Annotated in this window: 16 protein-coding genes; 8 read left to right on the plus strand and 8 right to left on the minus strand. The window is 60.4% G+C overall.

From position 1 onward, the window contains the following. Nucleotides 1-9: 9 nt before the first annotated feature. From QR290_RS19100 to QR290_RS19120, 5 genes are all read right to left on the minus strand, one after another. A complete protein-coding gene (locus tag QR290_RS19100; RefSeq protein ID WP_007951498.1) occupies nucleotides 10-1,479 on the minus strand; it encodes an efflux transporter outer membrane subunit in 1,470 nt (489 codons plus the stop codon). After that, nucleotides 1,469-1,951 (minus strand): MarR family winged helix-turn-helix transcriptional regulator, encoded by a 483-nt coding sequence (locus tag QR290_RS19105; RefSeq protein ID WP_289203351.1) that lies wholly within the window; start codon nucleotides 1,949-1,951, stop codon nucleotides 1,469-1,471. Before QR290_RS19105 ends, QR290_RS19100 begins: the two co-directional genes overlap by 11 nt. 243 nt (nucleotides 1,952-2,194) lie before the next feature. After that, complete coding sequence (locus tag QR290_RS19110; protein WP_289203352.1) at nucleotides 2,195-5,869, minus strand: translocation/assembly module TamB domain-containing protein; 3,675 nt, start codon at nucleotides 5,867-5,869, stop codon at nucleotides 2,195-2,197. Beyond that, entirely contained in the window at nucleotides 5,866-7,593 is a 1,728-nt protein-coding gene (locus tag QR290_RS19115) for an autotransporter assembly complex protein TamA (protein WP_289203353.1), read from the minus strand. The genes QR290_RS19110 and QR290_RS19115 overlap by 4 nt, the downstream gene beginning before the upstream one ends. A gap of 66 nt (nucleotides 7,594-7,659) precedes the next feature. After that, nucleotides 7,660-8,310, minus strand: a complete 651-nt coding sequence (locus QR290_RS19120) for a GNAT family N-acetyltransferase (RefSeq protein ID WP_007951503.1) — start codon at nucleotides 8,308-8,310, stop codon at nucleotides 7,660-7,662. Between the two features lie 174 nt (nucleotides 8,311-8,484). Here QR290_RS19120 and xthA point away from each other — a divergent pair, with 174 nt between their 5' ends. Continuing rightward, nucleotides 8,485-9,297 (plus strand): exodeoxyribonuclease III, encoded by an 813-nt coding sequence (gene xthA / locus QR290_RS19125; protein WP_127798769.1) that lies wholly within the window; start codon nucleotides 8,485-8,487, stop codon nucleotides 9,295-9,297. 152 nt (nucleotides 9,298-9,449) lie between these two features. After that, nucleotides 9,450-10,784, plus strand: coding sequence for a substrate-binding domain-containing protein (locus tag QR290_RS19130; RefSeq protein ID WP_115078498.1), 1,335 nt, complete (start codon nucleotides 9,450-9,452; stop codon nucleotides 10,782-10,784). A gap of 158 nt (nucleotides 10,785-10,942) precedes the next feature. On the opposite strand, the gene QR290_RS19135 is transcribed toward QR290_RS19130, so the two are convergent. Further along, entirely contained in the window at nucleotides 10,943-12,172 is a 1,230-nt protein-coding gene (locus QR290_RS19135) for an acyl-CoA dehydrogenase (protein WP_041075051.1), read from the minus strand. A gap of 176 nt (nucleotides 12,173-12,348) precedes the next feature. Here QR290_RS19135 and QR290_RS19140 point away from each other — a divergent pair, with 176 nt between their 5' ends. The 3 genes from QR290_RS19140 to QR290_RS19150 are packed head-to-tail and all read left to right on the plus strand — an operon-like array spanning nucleotide 12,349 to nucleotide 14,705. Then, nucleotides 12,349-13,293 (plus strand): LysR family transcriptional regulator, encoded by a 945-nt coding sequence (locus QR290_RS19140; RefSeq protein WP_289203354.1) that lies wholly within the window; start codon nucleotides 12,349-12,351, stop codon nucleotides 13,291-13,293. Nucleotides 13,294-13,348: 55 nt separating this feature from the next. After that, the gene (locus QR290_RS19145; protein WP_085690041.1) at nucleotides 13,349-13,750 is read left to right on the plus strand and encodes a MerR family transcriptional regulator; all 402 of its coding nucleotides are present in this window, start codon (nucleotides 13,349-13,351) and stop codon (nucleotides 13,748-13,750) included. A 55-nt stretch (nucleotides 13,751-13,805) separates the two neighbouring features. Beyond that, on the plus strand, nucleotides 13,806-14,705 hold the full coding sequence (locus tag QR290_RS19150; protein ID WP_085712431.1) for a hydroxymethylglutaryl-CoA lyase: 900 nt from the start codon (nucleotides 13,806-13,808) through the stop codon (nucleotides 14,703-14,705). Nucleotides 14,706-14,946: 241 nt separating this feature from the next. On the opposite strand, the gene QR290_RS19155 is transcribed toward QR290_RS19150, so the two are convergent. Then, nucleotides 14,947-15,282, minus strand: coding sequence for a hypothetical protein (locus QR290_RS19155; protein WP_289205336.1), 336 nt, complete (start codon nucleotides 15,280-15,282; stop codon nucleotides 14,947-14,949). 492 nt (nucleotides 15,283-15,774) lie between these two features. Here QR290_RS19155 and QR290_RS19160 point away from each other — a divergent pair, with 492 nt between their 5' ends. After that, entirely contained in the window at nucleotides 15,775-16,140 is a 366-nt protein-coding gene (locus QR290_RS19160; RefSeq protein ID WP_115077164.1) for a DUF6124 family protein, read from the plus strand. Nucleotides 16,141-16,230: 90 nt separating this feature from the next. Next, nucleotides 16,231-16,590 (plus strand): DUF6124 family protein, encoded by a 360-nt coding sequence (locus QR290_RS19165; RefSeq protein ID WP_115078501.1) that lies wholly within the window; start codon nucleotides 16,231-16,233, stop codon nucleotides 16,588-16,590. 72 nt (nucleotides 16,591-16,662) lie between these two features. Here QR290_RS19165 and QR290_RS19170 read toward each other — a convergent pair whose 3' ends face one another. Beyond that, nucleotides 16,663-18,360, minus strand: coding sequence for an AMP-binding protein (locus QR290_RS19170; protein ID WP_289203355.1), 1,698 nt, complete (start codon nucleotides 18,358-18,360; stop codon nucleotides 16,663-16,665). Nucleotides 18,361-18,561: 201 nt separating this feature from the next. Here QR290_RS19170 and QR290_RS19175 point away from each other — a divergent pair, with 201 nt between their 5' ends. Beyond that, nucleotides 18,562-19,725 carry an isovaleryl-CoA dehydrogenase gene (locus QR290_RS19175; RefSeq protein ID WP_085712435.1) on the plus strand — a complete coding sequence of 388 codons (1,164 nt, stop codon included), beginning with the start codon at nucleotides 18,562-18,564 and terminating at the stop codon, nucleotides 19,723-19,725. The last annotated feature ends 5 nt before the right edge of the window (nucleotides 19,726-19,730 follow it).

A 19,730-nucleotide genomic window follows, 5' to 3' on the forward strand; every position in this document is an offset into this window, starting at 1 on the left:
TACCTTGAATTAGTTGTGCGGCGTGGCTGGGGTGGCGTTGGCTGCGGTCAGGGTTTGCCCCTGGAAGCCGCCGCCCAGCGCTTGCATCAGTTGAATCGACAGGTCGATCTGCTCGGCATTCAGGTTGGCCAGCTGACGCTGGGCCTGCAGCAACTGCTGCTCGATGCTGAGCACGTCCAGGTAGTTGCCGATGCCGGAACCGTAACGCTGGACGACGGTGTTGTAAGAGTCCTGGGCAATCTCGGTCGCGTGCTGCTGGGCGCCGATCTGCCGGCCGATGTCACGCAGTTGGTTGATCGTGTCGCTGACATCGCCCAGAGCTTTCACCAGGCTTTTGTTGTACTGCGCCACGGCGAGGTCGTAATCGGCGTCGCGGGCATCGAGGTTGGCGCGCAGGCGTCCGCCATCGAAGATCGGCACCGAAATCGTCGGGGCAATGTTGAAGAAGCGACTGGCGGAACCGAACATCGCGTCCCCCAACAAGGATTCGGCACCGGCGGAAGCCGACAGGTTCAAGTTGGGATAGAAGCGGGTCTTGGCAGAATCGATGTCCTTGCTCGCCGCCTCGACACGCCAGCGCGCGGCGACCAGATCCGGACGACGGCCCAGCAGTTCGGCGGGCAGAACAGACGGCAGCGCGACAGCGCTGGCTTGCAGGACTTTCGGTCGGGCGATTTCGTTGCCGCGATCCGGGCCTTTGCCAAGCAGTACGGCCAGAGCGATTTTTGCGCTGTTCAGGCGTTTTTCGGCGTCGATCAGGCTGGCTTCGGAGCTGGCTTCCAGACTTTGGGTCTGCTGGAACTGGTACTGGCTGTCGATCCCGGAACTCAGGCGACGCTGGCTCAGATCGAGCATCTGCTTGGTGCGCTTCAAATCTTCGTTGGCCAGGTCATAAACGATGTGCGCCTGACCGAGATCGCTGTAAGCCCGGGCCACATCGGCAGCCAGGGTCAGTTGCGCAGCCTGACGATCGACTTCGGCGGCGCGGGCCTGACCGAGTGCGGCTTCCCAGGCGTCACGCTGACCGCCCCACAGGTCGAAGTTGTAATTGAAGCCGGCGCTGATGTTGCGCACGGTGGCGTACGCATCGCCCTGCCCTCGCGGGTCCTGATCCTTGGCCAGACGCGAACGGCTGATGCCGGCGCTGGCGTCGAGGGTCGGATAACGTTCGGCATCGGCGGCATACGCAGCGGCGCTGGCCTGATGGGCGCGGGCGTCGGCGATCTGCATGTCCGGGCTGTCTTTCAGGGCTTCGCGGATCAGGCCGTCGAGCTGTGGATCACCGAGGCTGGTCCACCAGTCGCTCTTCGGCCATGCGGCCTGGGACAGGGTCACGCCGTTGAGCGACTGCCCGGTCTGCAGGGTTTTCGCATCGAGGCTGGCGCCCTGGGTATCGAGGCCACTGTAGTTGGCGCAACCGGCGAGGATCATCGCCGACAGCACCAGTGTCAGGCTGCTGCGCAAGGTTTTACCGCTCATTGTGTTCACCTAACCGCTGGAGGGTGATCGGGTCACCGGCTGCCAGCAAAATTTTCTTGAGGATGTATTCCAGGGTTTTCAACTCGTCCGTAGTGACGGCGCCAGCCAGTTCATTCATGGCATCGGCGCCGATGTGCGGCAGGCGATCGGCCAGTTGCTGGCCCTGTTCGGTGAGTTTGAGTTGCACCTGACGGCGATCGCCTTCGCTGCGTTGGCGAACCAGAAAACCTTTCTGTTCCAGACGGTCGAGCATGCGGGTCATCGAACCGCTGTCCAGCGACAGGTGCCGGCACAGCTCGGCCGGGGTGTCGACGCCGTACTGGGCCATGATGATCAACACTTTGAACTGCGCGGCGGTGATGCCGTGGGGTTCCATGTGGGTGTCGATGATCTTGTCCTTGAGCAGCGCGGCACGGCCGAGCAACAGGCCGAGATGGCAATGCTTGAATTCGTCTGGGGTGAAATGCTTCATGTGCTCACCTAATAACTGCCTAGGCAGTGAATGTATGTCGAGATGTTACTGCCTAGGCAGCGAATGTCAACGTAATAGTTAGGTTGCTTTGTAATTAGTTGACCAGTGGACTGGGTTTTTCTTTCGCTCATGCAGACGCCATCGCGAGCAGGCTCGCTCCCACAGAGTTGTGAACATCCAAAACCCTGTGAGAGTCAGCCTGCTGGCGATTGCACCAGCTCGGTATAAGGGAGGGAGCGCGGGCTAGAAGTCCCGCTTGTAGAAGATGTCCAGCGAACTGGCCACGCCGCTGGCGGCTTCGAGGTAGACCTTTTTGCTCAGCTTGTAGCGCAAGGCGATGGTATTGGCCGGCTCGAATACGCCGACGCCGTAACGCAGGCTGAGTTTTTCCGAGATGTTGCCGCTGGCCACCACGCTGGTGGTGTTGCCACTACCTTGGGTGTCGAGCTGGAAATCCTGAATCCCCAGATCCTTGGCCAGACCGCTGGTGACCCCGGAACTGCCCATCAGCCCCAGACCCAGCGCCGCTTGCGCAAGCATGTTGTTGTCCTCGCCGGTGGTGCTCAGCGGACGCCCCAGCACCAGATAGGACAGCGCCTGTTCCTGACTCATGGCTGGCTCGGAGAAGATCTGCGTGGTCGGCTGCTCGGCACTGCCGCTCAGGCGAATACCGGCGATCACGTCATCGGTCTGGCGAATCGCTTCGATGTCCAGATACGGCTGATCGATCGGCCCGGCGAACAGCAGACGCGCGCGACGCACCGTCAGGCGCTGGCCGTAGGCGCGGTATTTGCCGTCGTTGAGCCACAGCTCGCCACGGGTGTCCATGTTGTCGCCGATGTGCACATGGCCTTGCAGGTTGGCGGTCAGGCCGAATCCGGCGAAGCTCAGTTTGTCCTCTCCGACCACTACGTCGATGTCCATTTTCATCGCCAGCGGCGGCTTGCCCTCTTCGGTCTGCGCGCCGACGATGATCGTGTCATCGGAGACTTTCACCGTCGATGGCGGCAGTTCGCGCACGGTGATTTCGCCTTTCGGTACCAGCACCTTGCCGGCAATCGCCAGCTCATCGCCGGCCATGGAAATCTTCAGGTCCGGCGCCACTTCAAGCTTGGCGTAGGGCTCGACCGTCACCGGCAATTGCGTGCCCTTGAGCGCCAGATCCACCACCAGCGCCTGGCCCCAGGCAATGTTGCCGTTAAGACTGCCCTGCCCGCTCTTGCCGCTTTTCCAGCCACCGTTCAGTTGCACGGCTTCACCGGCGATCACCGCTTGCAGTTGCAACGCTTGCAGTTCAATCGGCAACTCCGGCCCGGACACTTCGCCGTCGCTGAGCTGCACCGTGCCGTTGACCAGCGGCGCGAGCAGCCCGCCGGAAATCGTGCCGCTGCCGTTCAGGCGTCCGGTGAGTTTCTCGACCATCGGCACAAACGGCCGCGCCACCGACAGATCCAGTCCGCTGAGGCGGAATGTACCGCTGAGCGGCTTGTTCTTCGGCAGCGGATTGAGTTGCGCCTGCACCATCAACTCACCGAGCTTGCCGCCGACGAAGTTGAGATCAGTGTCGATGCGCTTGGGCGTGAGTTTGCTGGTGAGCTTGAGGGTCTGGTACGGGAAGTCCAGCCACTGATCCTTTTCCTTCATGCGCAAGGTGCCGCCGCTGGCATCGACGCTGATCTGGCCGTTCGGGCCGCTGGCCGGCAGGTCCAATTGCAGGTCGGCATTGAGCTTGCCCTGCCAGGCGAAATCCTTCGGTAGCCACTGCGCCAGGCTTTCGATCGGGAATTGCTTGAGGTGATAACGCAGCTTCGGTTCCGGCATCAGGCGCTGATCTTCACCGCACAGACTGGCATTGCCGGACATCCAGCAATGGGCGCCGAAGTTGATCTTGCCGTCTGCAAGCCGTTCGAGCTTGGCCGGATTTTGCAGTTTCCAGTCCTGGCCACCAGCCTGAATGTCGCCGCTGGCCAGACGCCCGCGCCAGTTGCCTTTGTCCAGATTGCCGTCCAGGCCCAGCGCCAGTTTCAGCTTCGGCCCGAGCAGGTCGAGGTTGAGCTTCTGGCTTTTGATATCGCCCTGAGCGCTGGCGGTCAGTGTGCCCAGCGACGTATCACCGGCCTGAATGCCGCTGCCCTTGAGGTCGATTTTCGCCCGTTGCGCGCTGTCGAGGGTGGCGTCGAGGTTGAGGCTTTGCAGGCGGTTGTCCTGGAACGCCAGTTGCGAACCTTGCAGGCCGAGCTTGCCTTGCGGCGCCTTGAGCGTACCGGCGACATCGACCCGACCGTTGATCTGACCGCGCAGTTGCGGCCAGAGCTGGGCCAGTCGAGCCAGTTTGATGTCGATCTGCCCGGTGAGCTCCTGTTGCAGGCTGCCCTTGCCGTTGATGCTGTTGTCACCGAGGCGGATTTGCAGGGCATTCAGATTCCACTGCTCGCCGGCGCCGTCAGCCTTGGCTTGCAGGATCGCCGGTTGGCCGCGCAGTTTGCCTTTCAGATCGAGGTCGGCATTCAGGCTCAGGCGTTCGTTTTTCATTTCGCCTTTGCTTTTCAACGGACCGGCCAGCGTGCCCGGCAACTCCGCAACCCAGTACGCCGGGTTGAGCGCCGACAGTTCCAGCGCGGTGTCCCAGGCGATGCCATCGGCGAACTGCACGTTCACATGGCCTTCGGCCTTGCCCTGCCCGGCTTCGAGTTTCAGTTGTGGCAGGAAGATCTGCTTGAGATTGCCGCTGAACGGACTGCTCAGGGTGAACGCCCCCGCCGGCCCATCTGCGGCGGCGGCGAAATTACCGAGGTATTGACCGTCGGTGTAGGAGACTTCGCCCGTGAAGGTACGCAACGTGACCTGCGGTTCGTCGATCTCCGGATAGAGCCGGTGCCACGGAAAATCCAGCCAGTTGATATTGGCCTGGGCGCTGAGGCCCTTGCTCCAGTCGACGTTGCCGGTGAGCTTGAGGCTTTGCTTGTCGTTGGCGGTCAGGTCGAGCCCGGCGATTTGCGCACCCTTGGCGTCAACCTTGCCTTTGAGCAACAGCGCCACCGGGCCTTTATCGGCAGGCAGCGTCGCATTGCCGAGGAGTTGATAACCGTTTTTCAGGTCGCCTTCGCCGGTCAATACCAGCTGATTGAATTGCAAGGTGTCCGGCAGATCGGCGCTCGGCTTGAACGCCTCCGAGATAATCCGCACCTTGGCCGGCAGGTTTTCCGCCAACGGTTGCAGCTCGCCGCTCAACTGGCCATCGAGGTAGCCACGGCTGTCGGCGTGCAGGTTGAGGGTTTTCAGCAGGTCGCCGTCGACTTTGAGTGCCAGCGTCCATGGGCCGGTGCCCGGCGACGGCAGGGTCAGATCACCGGCGATGTTCAGCGGCCAGTTGCCAGTCGGTTGCAACAGGCCAGACAGGTTCAGGCTCAACTCATCGCGTTGCAGCTTCACGCTGTCGATCTGCATGCCTTTGGCGGTCCAGTGAGCCGCCAGTTGCAGGCCTTTCAGTTCTTCACTGCCGTTGAACAGCAGGCTGCCGACCTGCACGTCGCCCAGCTCGATAGCCACGGGCAATTGCAGATCAGGAAGTTTGATCGGGCCGCTTTCGGTGGTTTCCTCGCTCGGCGGAAATTGCAGACTGACGGTATCGGCCTTGAGCTGTTCGATGCACAGGGTCATGCGCGTCAGGCACAACGGCGACCATTCGAAGATCGGTTTGCTCAGCTCGACGCGGCTGCTGTCCTGCTGCCACAGCAGATGATCGGCACTCCACTGCCCGCCGAGGCGGCCCTGGAAATTGTCGACGTTCAAGCCCGGAACCAGTCCCAGCACCCAACGGCTGCCCGCCTGCGTTCCGAGCACAACGGTAATGCTCAATACAATCAGCAGCACCAGCGACAACAGCGCCAGAGCCGAAATCTTCAAACCACGCTTCACAGCTCAGGCCCCATGGAAAAGTGCAGCCGGATGCCGCCATCGTCGTCCAGCGCATGGGCCAGGTCGAGGCGGATCGGCCCCACCGGCGAGACCCAGCGCACACCGATACCGACCCCGGTCTTGAGGTTCGGCAGTTCGAGCTTATTGAAGGAGTTGCCCTGATCGACGAAGGTCGCCACGCGCCACTTCTCGGCAATCGAATATTGATATTCGACGCTGCCGGCCACCATGTAGCGCCCGCCGATGCGGTCGCCCTCGGAGTTCTCCGGGGACAGGCTCTGATAGTCGTAGCCGCGCACGCTCTGATCGCCACCGGCGAAGAAGCGCAGCGACGGCGGCACCGATTTGTAGCCGTTGGTGGCGCTGCCGCCGACCTGCACCCGGCCGAGCAGACGGTGCTTGTCGAACACGGTGGTCAGGCCTTTGACCAGCGCCGTGCCGTAAACCAGGTTGTTGTCCGAGCCGAGGCCTTCTTTCGCCACCTTGCTTTCGAAGGTCAGGCGATAGCCATTGTGCGGGTCGATGCGGTTGTCGCTCTTGAGGTAGGAATAGCTGACGCCGGGCATCAGCAAGGTGCTCAGACCGGAGTCGTCGCCGAGTTGGTATTCCTCGCGCTGCCATTTCAGCGAGATCACCCGCTGCCAGCCGCTGGGCAATTTGCTGTGCCATTCCGGGCCGAAGGTCAGCAGCTTGCTCAAGGTGTCGGAACCGTCGATGTCCTCGTATTGATAACCGCCGGCCCAGCGCAGTTTGTCGGTCAGCGGAGGGTCCAGCGGAATGTCATAGAACAGGCCGACGTTTTGCCGTGGCGCCGACAATTCGGCCTCCCAGCCATAACTGTCGCCCTGCGGGTTGACCCAGTGGCGAGTCCAGTTGGCCTTGATTCGCGGGCCGACGTCGGTGGAATAACCAAGACCCAGGCCCATGGTGCGCGGCTTGCGGGTGTCGAGTTTGACGTCCACCGGGATCACGTCGTTTTTTGCGGCGGTCGGCGCGGCGTCGACCCGCACGCCTTCGAAATAGCCGCTCGATTGCAGGTCACGGTTGAGTTCGGCGATCAGTTCGGAGTCATACGGCTCGCCGGCCTTGAACGGCACCATGCGTTGCAGCAGGTCTTCATCGAACGGTGTGTCGCCCTCGAACCTGACTTTGCCCAGCGCATAACGCGGGCCGCTTTCGTAGATCAGTTCAACGTCGGCGACCCCGGCGCGGGGATCGACCATCAATTTCTGACTGGTGAAGCGGCCGCTGAAAAAGCCGTAGCGCGAGGCCTGGTTCTGGATCAGCCGCTTGGCGTCTTCGTAACGCCCATGGTTGAGCACCGCGCCGGGCTTGAGCACGTCACTTTTCGGGACTCGAAAGGACTTGAGGGAGGCCGCCGGGCCGTCGATGCGCACGGTCACGTTGCGCAGGCGGATCGGCTCGCCGGGATCGATGTTCAGCACCAGACGCGGTTTTTCACCGCCCTTGACGTTACTTTCGATCTGCGGCTGGTAATAACCCAAGGCCTGGGCGGCCTTGCGCGCCTGTTCTTCGGCGCCGCGACTGAAGCGCTGCAAAGCTTCTTCGTCACGATCGCCGAGGCTGCCGATATAGCCTTCTATATTGGCTTTCAGTTCATCGTTGGACGGTTTGATCCGCACATCCAATTCACTTTGCGCCAGCGCCGCGCAGCTGGTTAACAGCATGAGCACGCCACTGGTAAATCTTCCTGGAAACTTCATAGGCGCGGATGCTATCACGGGCTTGGGAGCGTGATAGAACAGGAAATTTCCCAAAAAGTTCGACGGTCATCCCGTTGCAGTTTGTAACACCTGCGGGTTGGCGTGGAAAAACACGTGCTCGCGCACCGGGCCGACGGCCACTTCACCGATTTCCTCGTAACCCTGACGCTTGTAGAACTCCAGGTAACGCGGGTTGCCGGTGTCGAGGATCACGCCTTGGGAGCTTTCGTCCACCGCGCACCAGTTGTGCACCGCTTGCAACAGCTGTTCGCCGAAGTGTTTGCCCTGAAATTGCGGATGCACGCCGAGCAGCGGCAGCATGTGCACCGAGTCGGTCGGCACGCAGGCTTCAACGGCGGCGTGATACTCCAGATAACGGCGGGTGCAGCGGAAACCGGTGCTCAGCACCATGCGCAAACGCCAGGCCCAACTTTCGGTAACGCCCAGACGCCGTTGCGGCGGCGCGATCAGGGCAATGCCGATCAAGCGGTCGTTGACCAACAGGCCGATGGCCGGCAGATCCTGCAGAAAATGCTGTTTGACCAGCTCCCGCACGGTGGCGCGCACCCGTTGCTCGTAACCCGGACGCTCGGCTTCGAATAGGTAAGCGAAAGTCGGCTCGTGGCGGTAAGCCTGATAAAGAAGGGATCGCGCTTCCCGGGAATAGCCGCGGTCGAGCATGTGGATGTCGGCGATGGCGGTTTGGGTTTCAGGCATGACGGTGATTCTCCCTGGACGGGACTCAACAGGCCCCGTTCTTGTTATACGAGCCTTGGGCTGAAGGGATCGTTCCCACACCCGAAAGACATTAGCAGCGCATATGGACTACCGCCACGCTGGCCCAGATCCTACATGTCAGCTAGCATCGCCCTTTTGCCAGGACTGCCGACCATGAAGATCGTTTCCTTCAACATCAACGGACTGCGGGCCCGTCCGCATCAGCTGGCGGCGCTGATCGAAAAGCATCAGCCGGACGTCATCGGCCTGCAGGAAACCAAGGTCCACGACGACCAGTTCCCGCTGGAAGAAGTGCGGGCCCTGGGTTATCACGTGTATTTCCACGGCCAGAAAGGCCATTACGGCGTTGCCCTGCTCTCGCGCCAGGAGCCGATTGCCATTCATAAAGGTTTTGCCACCGATGAAGAAGACGCGCAGCGGCGCTTCATCTGGGGCACTTTCGCCGACGCCAACGGCGTGCCGGTGACGATCATGAACGGCTATTTCCCGCAGGGCGAAAGCCGTGACCATCCGACCAAATTCCCCGCCAAGCAGCGCTTCTACAGCGATCTGCAAGCGCTGCTGGAAAGCCAGTTCCACAATGAACAACCGCTGGTGGTGATGGGCGACGTCAACATCTCCCCGGAAGACTGCGACATCGGCATCGGCCCGGACAACATGAAGCGCTGGCTGAAAACCGGCAAATGCAGCTTCCTGCCGGAAGAGCGCGAGTGGATGGCCCGCCTGAAAAACTGGGGTCTGACCGACAGCTACCGTCACCTGAACCCGGATGTGACCGACATGTTCAGTTGGTTCGACTACCGCAGCCGCGGGTTTGAAGACGAGCCGAAGCGTGGTCTGCGCATTGATGTGATTCTGGCTTCCCACGGTTTGCTGCCACGGGTGAAAGCCGCCGGAGTCGACTATGAACTGCGCGGGATGGAAAAGCCTTCGGACCATGCGCCGATCTGGCTTGAGTTGAGCTGATACTGCAATCACCTCAAATCTAATGTGGGAGCGAGCCTGCTCGCGATAACAATCGCCAGCAGGCTGGCTCCCACATTGGATCACTGTCATCTTTCAGCAACCTCACTGACTTAATCTCCCCGGCAATCCCCTTGGCTGCAATCGGTGCCGGCATGACCCTGCGTGTTCTGTTCGTCTTTCTCCTGAGCGCCTGGCTGCAGGTTGGGTTTGCGGCGTTGCCCATTCCCGAGAACGGCCCGGTATTGCGCATCCAGGGTTCCAACACCATCGGCGCGGCGCTCGGCCCGGCACTGGTGGAAGGCCTGCTTCAAGATCAGGGACTGTTGAAAGTCCACAGCGAAACCCCGGACACCGCCAACGAACAACGGGTCGTCGGTCTGACGGCTCAAGGCCAAAGAGTTGTGGTGGAGATCGCCGCCCACGGTTCGAGCACCGGTTTCACTGCACTCAAGAACGCCAGCGCCGATCTGGCCGCCTCGTCGCGCCCGATCAAGGACAGCGAAGTGCTGAACCTGCAAGCCCGGGGCGATCTGAAAAGCCCCGGCGCGGAGCAGGTCATCGCCATCGATGGCCTGGCGATCATCCTTCATCCCGACAATCCGCTGAATCAATTGAACACCGAACAACTGGCACGGATCTTCAGCGGCGAGGCGAAAACGTGGGAAGACGTCGGCGGCAAGGGTGGGACGATTCATTTATATGCGCGGGATGATCAGTCCGGCACCTACGACACCTTCAAGGAACTTGTCCTCAGTCGTCGTGGGAAATCCCTGAACAGTGCCGCGAAACGGTTTGAATCCAGCGAGCAGTTGTCCGATGCCGTCAGTGCCGATCCGCAAGCCATCGGTTTCATCGGTCTGCCTTATGTGCGTCAGGCCAAGGCCGTGGCGATTGTCGACGGACAATCTCAGGCGATGCTGCCACTGGCCAGCCTGATCGCCACCGAAGACTATCCGCTGTCGCGGCGGCTGTTCTTCTATCTGCCGCCCGACAGCAACAACCCGTGGGCCAAGGCCTTGGTGGACTTTGCGCAGAGCCGTCGGGGCCAGGCGATTGTCGCGGCCAACGGTTTTATCGCCCAGACCGTGCAGGCCATCGCCGTCACGCCGAATGCGCTGATGCCCGAGGGTTATCAGTCCCTCAGCCGCCACGCCCAGCGTCTGACCGTGAACTTCCGTTTCGAAGAAGGCAGCGCCAGCCTCGACAACAAGGCCCGTCAGGATCTGGCCCGGGTGTTCGACTATATAAAGCACCACGACAAGACCGATCGCGCGGTGACACTGGTGGGTTTCGGTGACGCCAAGGACGACCCGGCGCGGGCGGATTTGCTGTCGAAGCTGCGGGCGATGGCGGTACGCCGGGAGTTGGTGAAGAACGGCGTGGTGTTGCGCGAGGTACGGGGGTTTGGCGCACTGATGCCGGTGGCGGCCAACAGCGGGGATGAGGGCCGGATCAAGAATCGGCGGGTTGAGGTTTGGGTTTATTGAATCTGGTGTTGATGCGTTGCAGGCACTGACGCCTTCGTCGGATCGCCGCCCGGACCAAGCCCGCTCCCACAGGGATCTTCGGTGAACACAAATGGTGTGAACACCAGCAGACTTGTGGGAGCTGGCTTGCCAGCGATGAACGATAACGCGCTTTTGGATCAGCGCTCGCTACGCAGCATTTCCTTCGGCACATACTTGCCGATCTCGAACTTGCCGATCGCCGCGCGGTGCACTTCGTCCGGGCCGTCGGCCAGGCGCAGGGTGCGTTGCATGGCGTACATGTAGGCCAGCGGGAAGTCGTTCGACACCCCTGCCCCGCCATGGATCTGGATCGCCCGGTCGATCACCCGCAACGCGACATTCGGCGCGACGACCTTGATCTGCGCGATTTCGCTCTTGGCGACCTTGTTGCCCACGGTGTCCATCATGTACGCCGCTTTCAAGGTCAGCAGACGAGCCATGTCGATTTCCATGCGCGAGTCGGCGATCTTGTCGACGTTACCGCCCAGACGCGCCAGCGGTTTGCCGAACGCGGTGCGACTTACCGAGCGTTTGCACATCAGTTCCAGTGCGCGCTCGGCCATGCCGATCGAACGCATGCAGTGGTGAATCCGGCCTGGTCCGAGGCGACCTTGAGCGATTTCGAAGCCACGTCCTTCACCGAGCAGTACGTTTTCGTACGGCACCCGCACGTTGTCGAACAGCACTTCGGCGTGACCGTGCGGTGCATCGTCGTAACCGAACACTGGCAGCGGACGGACGATCTTCACGCCGGGGGTGTCGACCGGCACCAGGATCATCGAGTGCTGGGCGTGGCGCGGGGCGTCGGGGTTGCTCAGCCCCATGAAGATCAGGATCTTGCAGCGCGGATCGCAGGCGCCGGAGGTCCACCATTTCTTGCCGTTGATCACCCACTCGTCACCATCGCGCACGGCTCGGGCGGCCATGTTGGTGGCGTCTGAAGACGCGACGTCCGGCTCAGTCATGGCGAACGCCGAGCGGATCTCGCCGCGCAGCAGCGGTTCGAGCCAGCGCTGCTTCTGTTCTTCGTTGGCGTAACGCACCAGCACTTCCATGTTCCCGGTGTCAGGCGCTGAGCAGTTGAACGGCTCGGGACCGAGCAGCGAACGGCCCATGATTTCTGCCAAAGGCGCGTATTCGAGGTTGGTCAGGCCGGCGCCCAGTTCCGACTCAGGCAGAAACAAATTCCACAGCCCTTCGGCTTTCGCCTTGGCTTTGAGTTCTTCCATGATCGCCGTCGGCTGCCAGCGATCACCTTCAGCGACCTGGCGCTCGAACACGGCTTCGGCCGGGTAAACGTAAGTGTCCATGAACGCGGTCACGCGCTCACGCAGTTCTTGCACCTTGGGCGAATAAGCGAAATCCATGAGCAATTACCTTTTTTCGGCAGGTTGTTTAAGTCATGCAATCGATGCTAGAACAGCGTTGATAATTTACCTAGCCTATTCTCGGCGTGTATAAACATTCATCACCGATATATGATTGGTTGATTTTCCTGGCCGCCCTGACCCGCGCCATTCACCGATAACAAGAGAGCCGCGTAATGAATCTGAGCAAGGTCGACCTCAACCTTTTCATCGTCTTCGACGCGATCTACACCGAAGCCAACCTGACCCGCGCCGGGCAGATTGTCGGCATCACCCAGCCAGCGGTGTCCAACGCCTTGGCGCGGTTGCGCGAGACCTTCAACGACCCGCTCTTCGTACGCACGGCCCAGGGCATGGTGCCGACGCCCATGGCGCAGAACATCATCGGCCCGGTGCGCAACGCACTGTCGCTGCTGCGGGTATCGGTTCAGGAAAGCCGGATTTTCAACCCGTCGCAAGCGGTCAAGACTTACCGCATCAGCATGACCGACCTGACCGAAGCGGTGATTCTGCCGCCACTGTTCCAGCGCCTGCGCCGTCTGGCGCCGACGGTGATCATCGAAAGCTTTCTGTCCAAACGCCGGGAAACCACCAAGGAACTGGCCGCCGGGCGTCTCGACTTCGCGGTCGACGCGCCGCTCAACACCGACCCGCAGGTGCGCCACGTCAAGCTGATGGAAGACCGTTACGTCTGCGCGATGCGCAAGGGCCATCCGCTGGCGACCAAGGAAAAACTCACCCTCGACGATTACCTGTCGCTGACCCACATTCATATTTCCAGCCGTCGCAGTGGCCTGGGCCATGTCGATCTGGCGCTGGGCAAAATGGGCATTCAGCGCAAGATCGCCCTGCGCTCGCAGCACTATCTGATGGCGTCCCAGGTGTTGCAGCAGACCGACATGGTGATGACCGTGCCGGAGCGTTTCGCCCGCCGCCATGACCTGCATGCGTTCAATCTGCCGGTCAACGATGTGCCGCCGGTGGAAACCCATCTGTACTGGCACGAAAGCACCGACCAGGACCCGGCCAACCGCTGGATGCGCGAGCAGATGATCGAGCTGTGCCAGCAAGTGACAGCCCACGAGAAGAAGCTCGACAAGCTGCAGGCGCCCGCCACTTGACGTAAACGTCAACCTGCCATTAGCTTAGCGCCAAGACCTTATTTCGAGCGCTTTCATGAGCAGCCAGACCTACAGCATTTCCGACCTCGCCCGCGAGCTGGACATCACCACCCGGGCGATCCGCTTCTATGAAGAACAAGGCCTGCTCAGCCCCGAGCGCCGAGGCCAGGAACGTATCTATTCGCCACGCGACAAGGTCAGCCTGAAGCTGATCCTGCGGGGCAAGCGCATCGGTTTTTCCCTGGCCGAGTGCCGCGAGCTGATCGAGCTCTACGACCCTTCCAGTGGTAACACCAAACAACTCAACAGCATGCTGGCGAAAATCAGCGAGCGCCGGGAACAGCTCGAGCAGCAATTGCTGGACATCGAACAGATGAAGCTGGAACTCGACACCGCCGAAGAACGCTGCGTGCAGGCGCTGGAGCAGACGCTCAAGAGTCAGCAATCAGTTCAGTAACCTAAATAAATCCCACACGGGGTCCCGCAGGAATTCAAAAGAGCAGGTCAACGCCATGTCCCTCCCCTCCCAAGTACGCCTGATCGAAGTCGGCCCGCGTGACGGCCTGCAGAACGAAGCCCAGCCCATCAGCGTTGCCGACAAGGTGCAACTGGTCGACGCGCTGAGCGCCGCCGGCCTCGGCTATATAGAAGTCGGCAGTTTCGTTTCGCCCAAGTGGGTGCCGCAGATGGCCGGTTCCGCCGAGGTGTTCGCGCAGATCCAGCGCAAGCCCGGCGTGACCTATGGCGCGCTTGCGCCGAACCTGCGCGGTTTTGAAGATGCGCTGGCGGCGGGGGTCAAGGAAGTCGCAGTGTTTGCCGCCGCGTCCGAAGCGTTCTCGCAACGCAACATCAATTGCTCGATCAGCGAAAGCCTGGCGCGATTCGCGCCGATCATGGAATCCGCGAAACAGCACGGCGTTACCGTGCGCGGTTACGTGTCCTGTGTGCTGGGCTGCCCTTATGAAGGCGAGGTCGCACCGGAACAAGTGGCCATGGTCGCCCGTGAGTTGTACGCGATGGGCTGCTACGAAGTGTCGCTGGGTGACACCATCGGCACCGGCACCGCTGGCGCGACCCGCCGCCTGTTCGAAGTGGTCTCGAAACAGGTACCGCGAGAAAAACTCGCCGGCCACTTTCACGACACCTACGGCCAGGCCATGGCCAACATCTACGCCAGCCTGCTGGAAGGCATCGCGGTGTTCGACAGCTCCATCGCAGGCCTCGGCGGCTGCCCGTACGCCAAGGGCGCCAGCGGTAACGTCGCCACCGAAGACGTGGTGTACCTGCTCAACGGCCTGGGCATCGAGACCGGTATCGACCTCGACGCCTTGATTGCTGCCGGCCAGCAGATCAGCGCGGTCCTGGGTCGCCCAACGGGTTCGCGCGTGGCCAAGGCTCGCAGCGCACAGTGAGGGGATGGTGTTACCGCCGAGCGTGAAATGTGGGCACAAGCGAGTAACACGGAAACAAATTGTCTGGTTTTGCCTGAAGGAAAAATCCTTCAAAAATTTCAAATCTTTGATTTACAAGGGTTTTTAAAAGTTGGCACGGCTTCTGCTATCTCTATGGCATAACAAGAATAAAAAGCAGCAAACCAATAAAAATAAGACGTACCGACTCTGACATAACAAAAACAACACGGCAGAGACGCAGCTAACAGATTTTTTTGGAGAAGGTGTGCTTTTCAGGGTGTTCCTCGGAATGACCCGCAACCGGGCAGAGAACAATAAAACTACCTTCAGGTAGCTCCCGAATCGGTTGGATCGCGTAGCGAGAAAGCAGATCAGCGCTCAAAAAAATACGTTTGCTCTTGACCCCGGATGGGGGTCGCCAAAAACAGCGGTAAAGGGCCACGGTTGCCAAAAACAACAACAGACCGACCCTCAATAATAAAAAAGAGCACGCGACGACAAAATTAAAGGGGAGCTTCGGCTCCCCTTTGTGCTGTCTGGCGTTCTGAAATTGTCTGCGATTGATCTCCTCCCCCATCTCGATCTTCCTGCAAGCGCTCACTCGAAGATCTCAGTGAGGCAATTGATCCCGTGCCTCAACATCCGGCCCCACACATCAAGGCAATCCCAACAAAAACACGTAGGGTTCACGGCTTTCGCCGTGTGTAAACGCGACGGCGCATGGGCGTTTAAAGTACACGAACCGTTACGCCATAAGGGCTACAACACCTTGCGTCGTTGCCTACGCGTACGCCAGAATCCGCCGGCTTACGCGGCTATGGGGTGGGCTATATCGTTTCCTTGTCACTGAAAAACAGTGATCGGGTTTGGTAGCCCGTCTGTAATAGCTGTATGGCAACACCGTATGCAGTCCCTTTTGGGGGCTCTGTTTTATGGTGGTCATGCGTGGGGCTCATTCGTGAGCGCCGGGTTCCTATTGCAGCCGGTCTACCAACCCGCGTATGGCCGCCACCCATCGTTTGGTAGCGTGGGTGATGGCTCCTTGAGATCTGCGATAGGAGTTACACATATGTTCAAAGCCACACCAAACCCACCAGAAACCGATTCAATTCCCTACGACGCTGCACTCGAAGCCGAAAACATAAAAACGGCCACCGAGCGGGCGATCAACCATTACCTCGATCCTGGGGCGCAGAAGACGTCCAAGCCATCGCGCAAGCCCGGCAAGATCTATCTGGTCAATCCAACCATGGATGACGAAACGCTGCTGGTCGAAGCGTGCGAAACGCTGTCGTCGGCCAGTGACATGGCCCGTGATATCGGCGACACCGTCGATCCGTCGCAGCGCAAGGCGATGCAGATTCTGCAGCAGGTCATCATGCTGAGTGAGCTGCTGGTCAATCGTGTGCTGGATAACCATCACGTCTCGCGGTAGTTGCCCCACCTCGGTGAGGGGCTTGTCCCCTCACTGCCAGGCAGCTGTCTACACAAATCCTCAAGCGACTCTTGTCCGGAGTTCCAGCTGATGTCCACGACCGTCATTCCACCGTTAGAAGATCCGGTGTCCCCGTACGAATTTCCCGATTCAAGGAAACTCCACGACGCGGCCGAACGCGCCCTCGACTATTACCTGACCCCGGCAGCCAAGATCATGGCCACGCCTTACACCCCAAACGACATGTTCATGGTCAACCCGCAAACCGACACGGAGTCCTTGCTGGCCAACGCCTGCGAATCCCTCGCTTCAGCCACGGTCATGCTCGGGGACTTTGCCGGCCTGCTGGAAGGGCCGAACCGCAAGACCCTGTTGGGTATTGCGCAAGTCGTGATGTTGGGTGAGTTGGCAGTGAATCAGGCGTTGGAAAATGTAGAGGTAAAGCAATAAGCGCCGCTTTCGAAGCCAGGGTCCGCGCCCTGGCTTCGAAGGCTCTGATCGATATAGAACGTTGAAACTGCGTCAGCCCTCGTTGCTACGCAACTCCTCGATACTGATCTCGCGCATCCGGAATTTCTGGATCTTGCCCGTCACCGTCATCGGAAACTCCTCCACAAACTTGAAGTAACGCGGCGTCTTGAAGTGGGCGATGCGTTCCTTGCACCACGCTTGCAGCTCTTGTTCGGTGGCGCTGTGGCCGGGGTGGAATTTGATCCAGGCGACGATTTCCTCGCCGTAACGCGAGCAGGGAATGCCGATCACCTGCACGTCCGCCACCGCCGGGTGAGTGAAAAAGAACTCTTCCAGTTCACGCGGGTAAATGTTCTCGCCGCCACGGATGATCATGTCCTTGTTACGGCCGGCGATGCACACGTAACCCTCGTCGTTCATGCTCGCCAGGTCGCCGGTGTGCATCCAGCCCGCCGCGTCGATGGCTTCGGCGGTGGCATTCGGATTGTTCCAGTAGCCGAGCATCACGCTGTAACCACGGGTACACAGCTCGCCGATGGTGCCGCGTGGCACCGGGTTGCCAGCCTCGTCGATGATTTTGCTTTCGAGTTGTGGCTGGGTGCGGCCGACGGTGGTGACGCGCAGTTCCAGTTCGTCGGATGGCCCGGTCTGCAGGGACACGGGGCTGGTTTCGGTCATGCCGTAGGCGATCTGCACTTCACTCATGTGCATTTCGCTGATGACCCGGCGCATCACCTCGATCGGGCAAGTGGCGCCGGCCATGATCCCGGTGCGCAGGGTCGACAGGTCGAATTCGGCGCGTTGCGGCTGATCGAGCATGGCAATGAACATGGTCGGCACGCCGTACAGCCCCGTAGCCTTTTCTTCGGCAACGGTGTTCAGGGTCAGAAGCGGATCGAAGGCATCGTTCGGGTAAATCATGGTGCTGCCGTGAGTGATACAGCCCAGGTTGCCCATGACCATGCCGAAGCAGTGATACAGCGGCACCGGGATCACCAGGCGATCGGCGGCGGTCAGGCCGAGGCTTTCGCCGACCATGTAACCGTTGTTGAGAATGTTGTAGTGACTGAGGGTCGCGCCCTTGGGGAAACCGGTGGTGCCGGAGGTGTACTGGATGTTGACGGGCTGATCGAAGTGCAGGCTGTCGCTGCGTTCACGCAATTGTTCTGGAGAGACACTGGCGGCCAGATCTGCCAGTTGCGACCACGGGAGAAAACCCGAAGGCGGCTGCGGATCAAGGCTGATCAACCCGCGCAGCTCCGGCAGGCGCTCACTGCGCAGTTCGCCGATGGATTGCTCGGCCAGTTCCGGCAGCAAGCCTTGCAACATGCCGTGATAGTTAGAAGATTTGAAGGCGCCGGCGCAGACCAGCCACTGACAACCGGATTGTTTGAGCACGTATTCGAGCTCGGAGCTTCGGTAAGCCGGGTTGATGTTGACCAGAATCACGCCGAGCTTCGCGGTGGCGAACTGCGTAATGCACCACTGTGCGCAGTTCGGCGCCCAGATGCCGAGCCGGTCGCCGGCCTGCAAACCCAACGCCAGCAGGGCTCTGGCATGCACATCCACCGCGTCGGCCAGTTGCCGCCAGGTGTAACGCAACTGCTGATGGCGCACTACCAGCGCCTCGCCGTCCGGGTACTGCGCGACGGTCTCGTCGAACTTCTGCCCGATGGTCATCGCCAGCAAGGCTTTGTCCTGGGAACCACGGGTGTAGCTGCGCTGCGGGTTTGTACTGGGTTGATCCATGACGACCCCTATTGTCTTTATTAGTGGGTGTTGGACCGGAGCCATATGAGCTCCGACCATTCAGAACTGGCCCTACTCTCGCTCAAGTTGACGTTAACGTAAAGGGTGATTGACAGCCATTCGTCACAGGCTTACGTTAACGTAAAGGTGAGAACTGAAACGCCCTTCTCCCCACCCTACAAAAAAGCCAAAAGGTGACCCATGAGCTACCCATCCCTGAACTTTGCCCTCGGCGAAACCATCGACATGCTGCGCGATCAGGTTCAGTCCTTTGTCGCCAAGGAGATCGCCCCGCGTGCCGCGCAGATCGACAGCGACAACCTGTTCCCGGCTGATCTGTGGCGCAAGTTCGGTGACATGGGCCTGCTCGGCATCACCGTGCCGGAAGAGTACGGCGGCGCTGGTCTGGGTTACCTGGCGCACGTCGTGGCGATGGAAGAAATCAGCCGTGGCTCCGCTTCCGTGGCGTTGTCCTACGGCGCTCACTCCAACCTCTGCGTCAATCAGATCAACCGCAACGGCAACCACGAACAGAAATCCAAATACCTGCCAAAACTGATCAGCGGCGAACACGTCGGCGCACTCGCCATGAGCGAGCCAAACGCCGGTTCCGACGTGGTCTCGATGAAACTGCGCGCCGATAAACGCGGCGACCGTTTCGTGCTCAACGGCAGCAAGACCTGGATCACCAACGGCCCCGACGCCAACACCTACGTGATCTACGCCAAGACCGACCTGGAAAAAGGTCCCCACGGCATTACCGCATTCATCGTCGAGCGCGACTGGAAAGGCTTCAGCCGCAGCAACAAATTCGACAAGCTCGGCATGCGCGGCTCCAACACTTGCGAGCTGTTTTTCGATGACGTCGAAGTGCCGGAAGAAAACATTCTCGGCGTGCTCAACGGCGGCGTGAAAGTGCTGATGAGCGGCCTCGATTACGAGCGCGTCGTGCTGTCCGGTGGCCCGACCGGGATCATGCAGTCGTGCATGGATTTGATCGTGCCGTACATCCACGACCGCAAGCAGTTCGGCCAGAGCATCGGCGAATTCCAGCTGATCCAGGGCAAAGTCGCCGACATGTACACCCAGCTCAACGCCAGCCGCGCCTACCTCTACGCCGTGGCCCAGGCCTGCGAGCGCAACGAAACCACGCGCAAGGACGCCGCCGGCGTGATCCTTTACACCGCCGAACGCGCCACGCAAATGGCTCTGGACGCGATTCAGATTCTCGGCGGTAACGGCTACATCAACGAATTCCCGGCCGGTCGTCTGCTGCGTGACGCCAAGCTGTACGAAATCGGCGCCGGCACCAGTGAGATTCGTCGCATGCTGATCGGTCGCGAACTGTTCAACGAAACCCGCTAAACGGA

The organism is Pseudomonas fluorescens, assembly GCF_030344995.1.
Classification (GTDB): Bacteria; Pseudomonadota; Gammaproteobacteria; order Pseudomonadales; family Pseudomonadaceae; genus Aquipseudomonas; species Aquipseudomonas fluorescens_BF.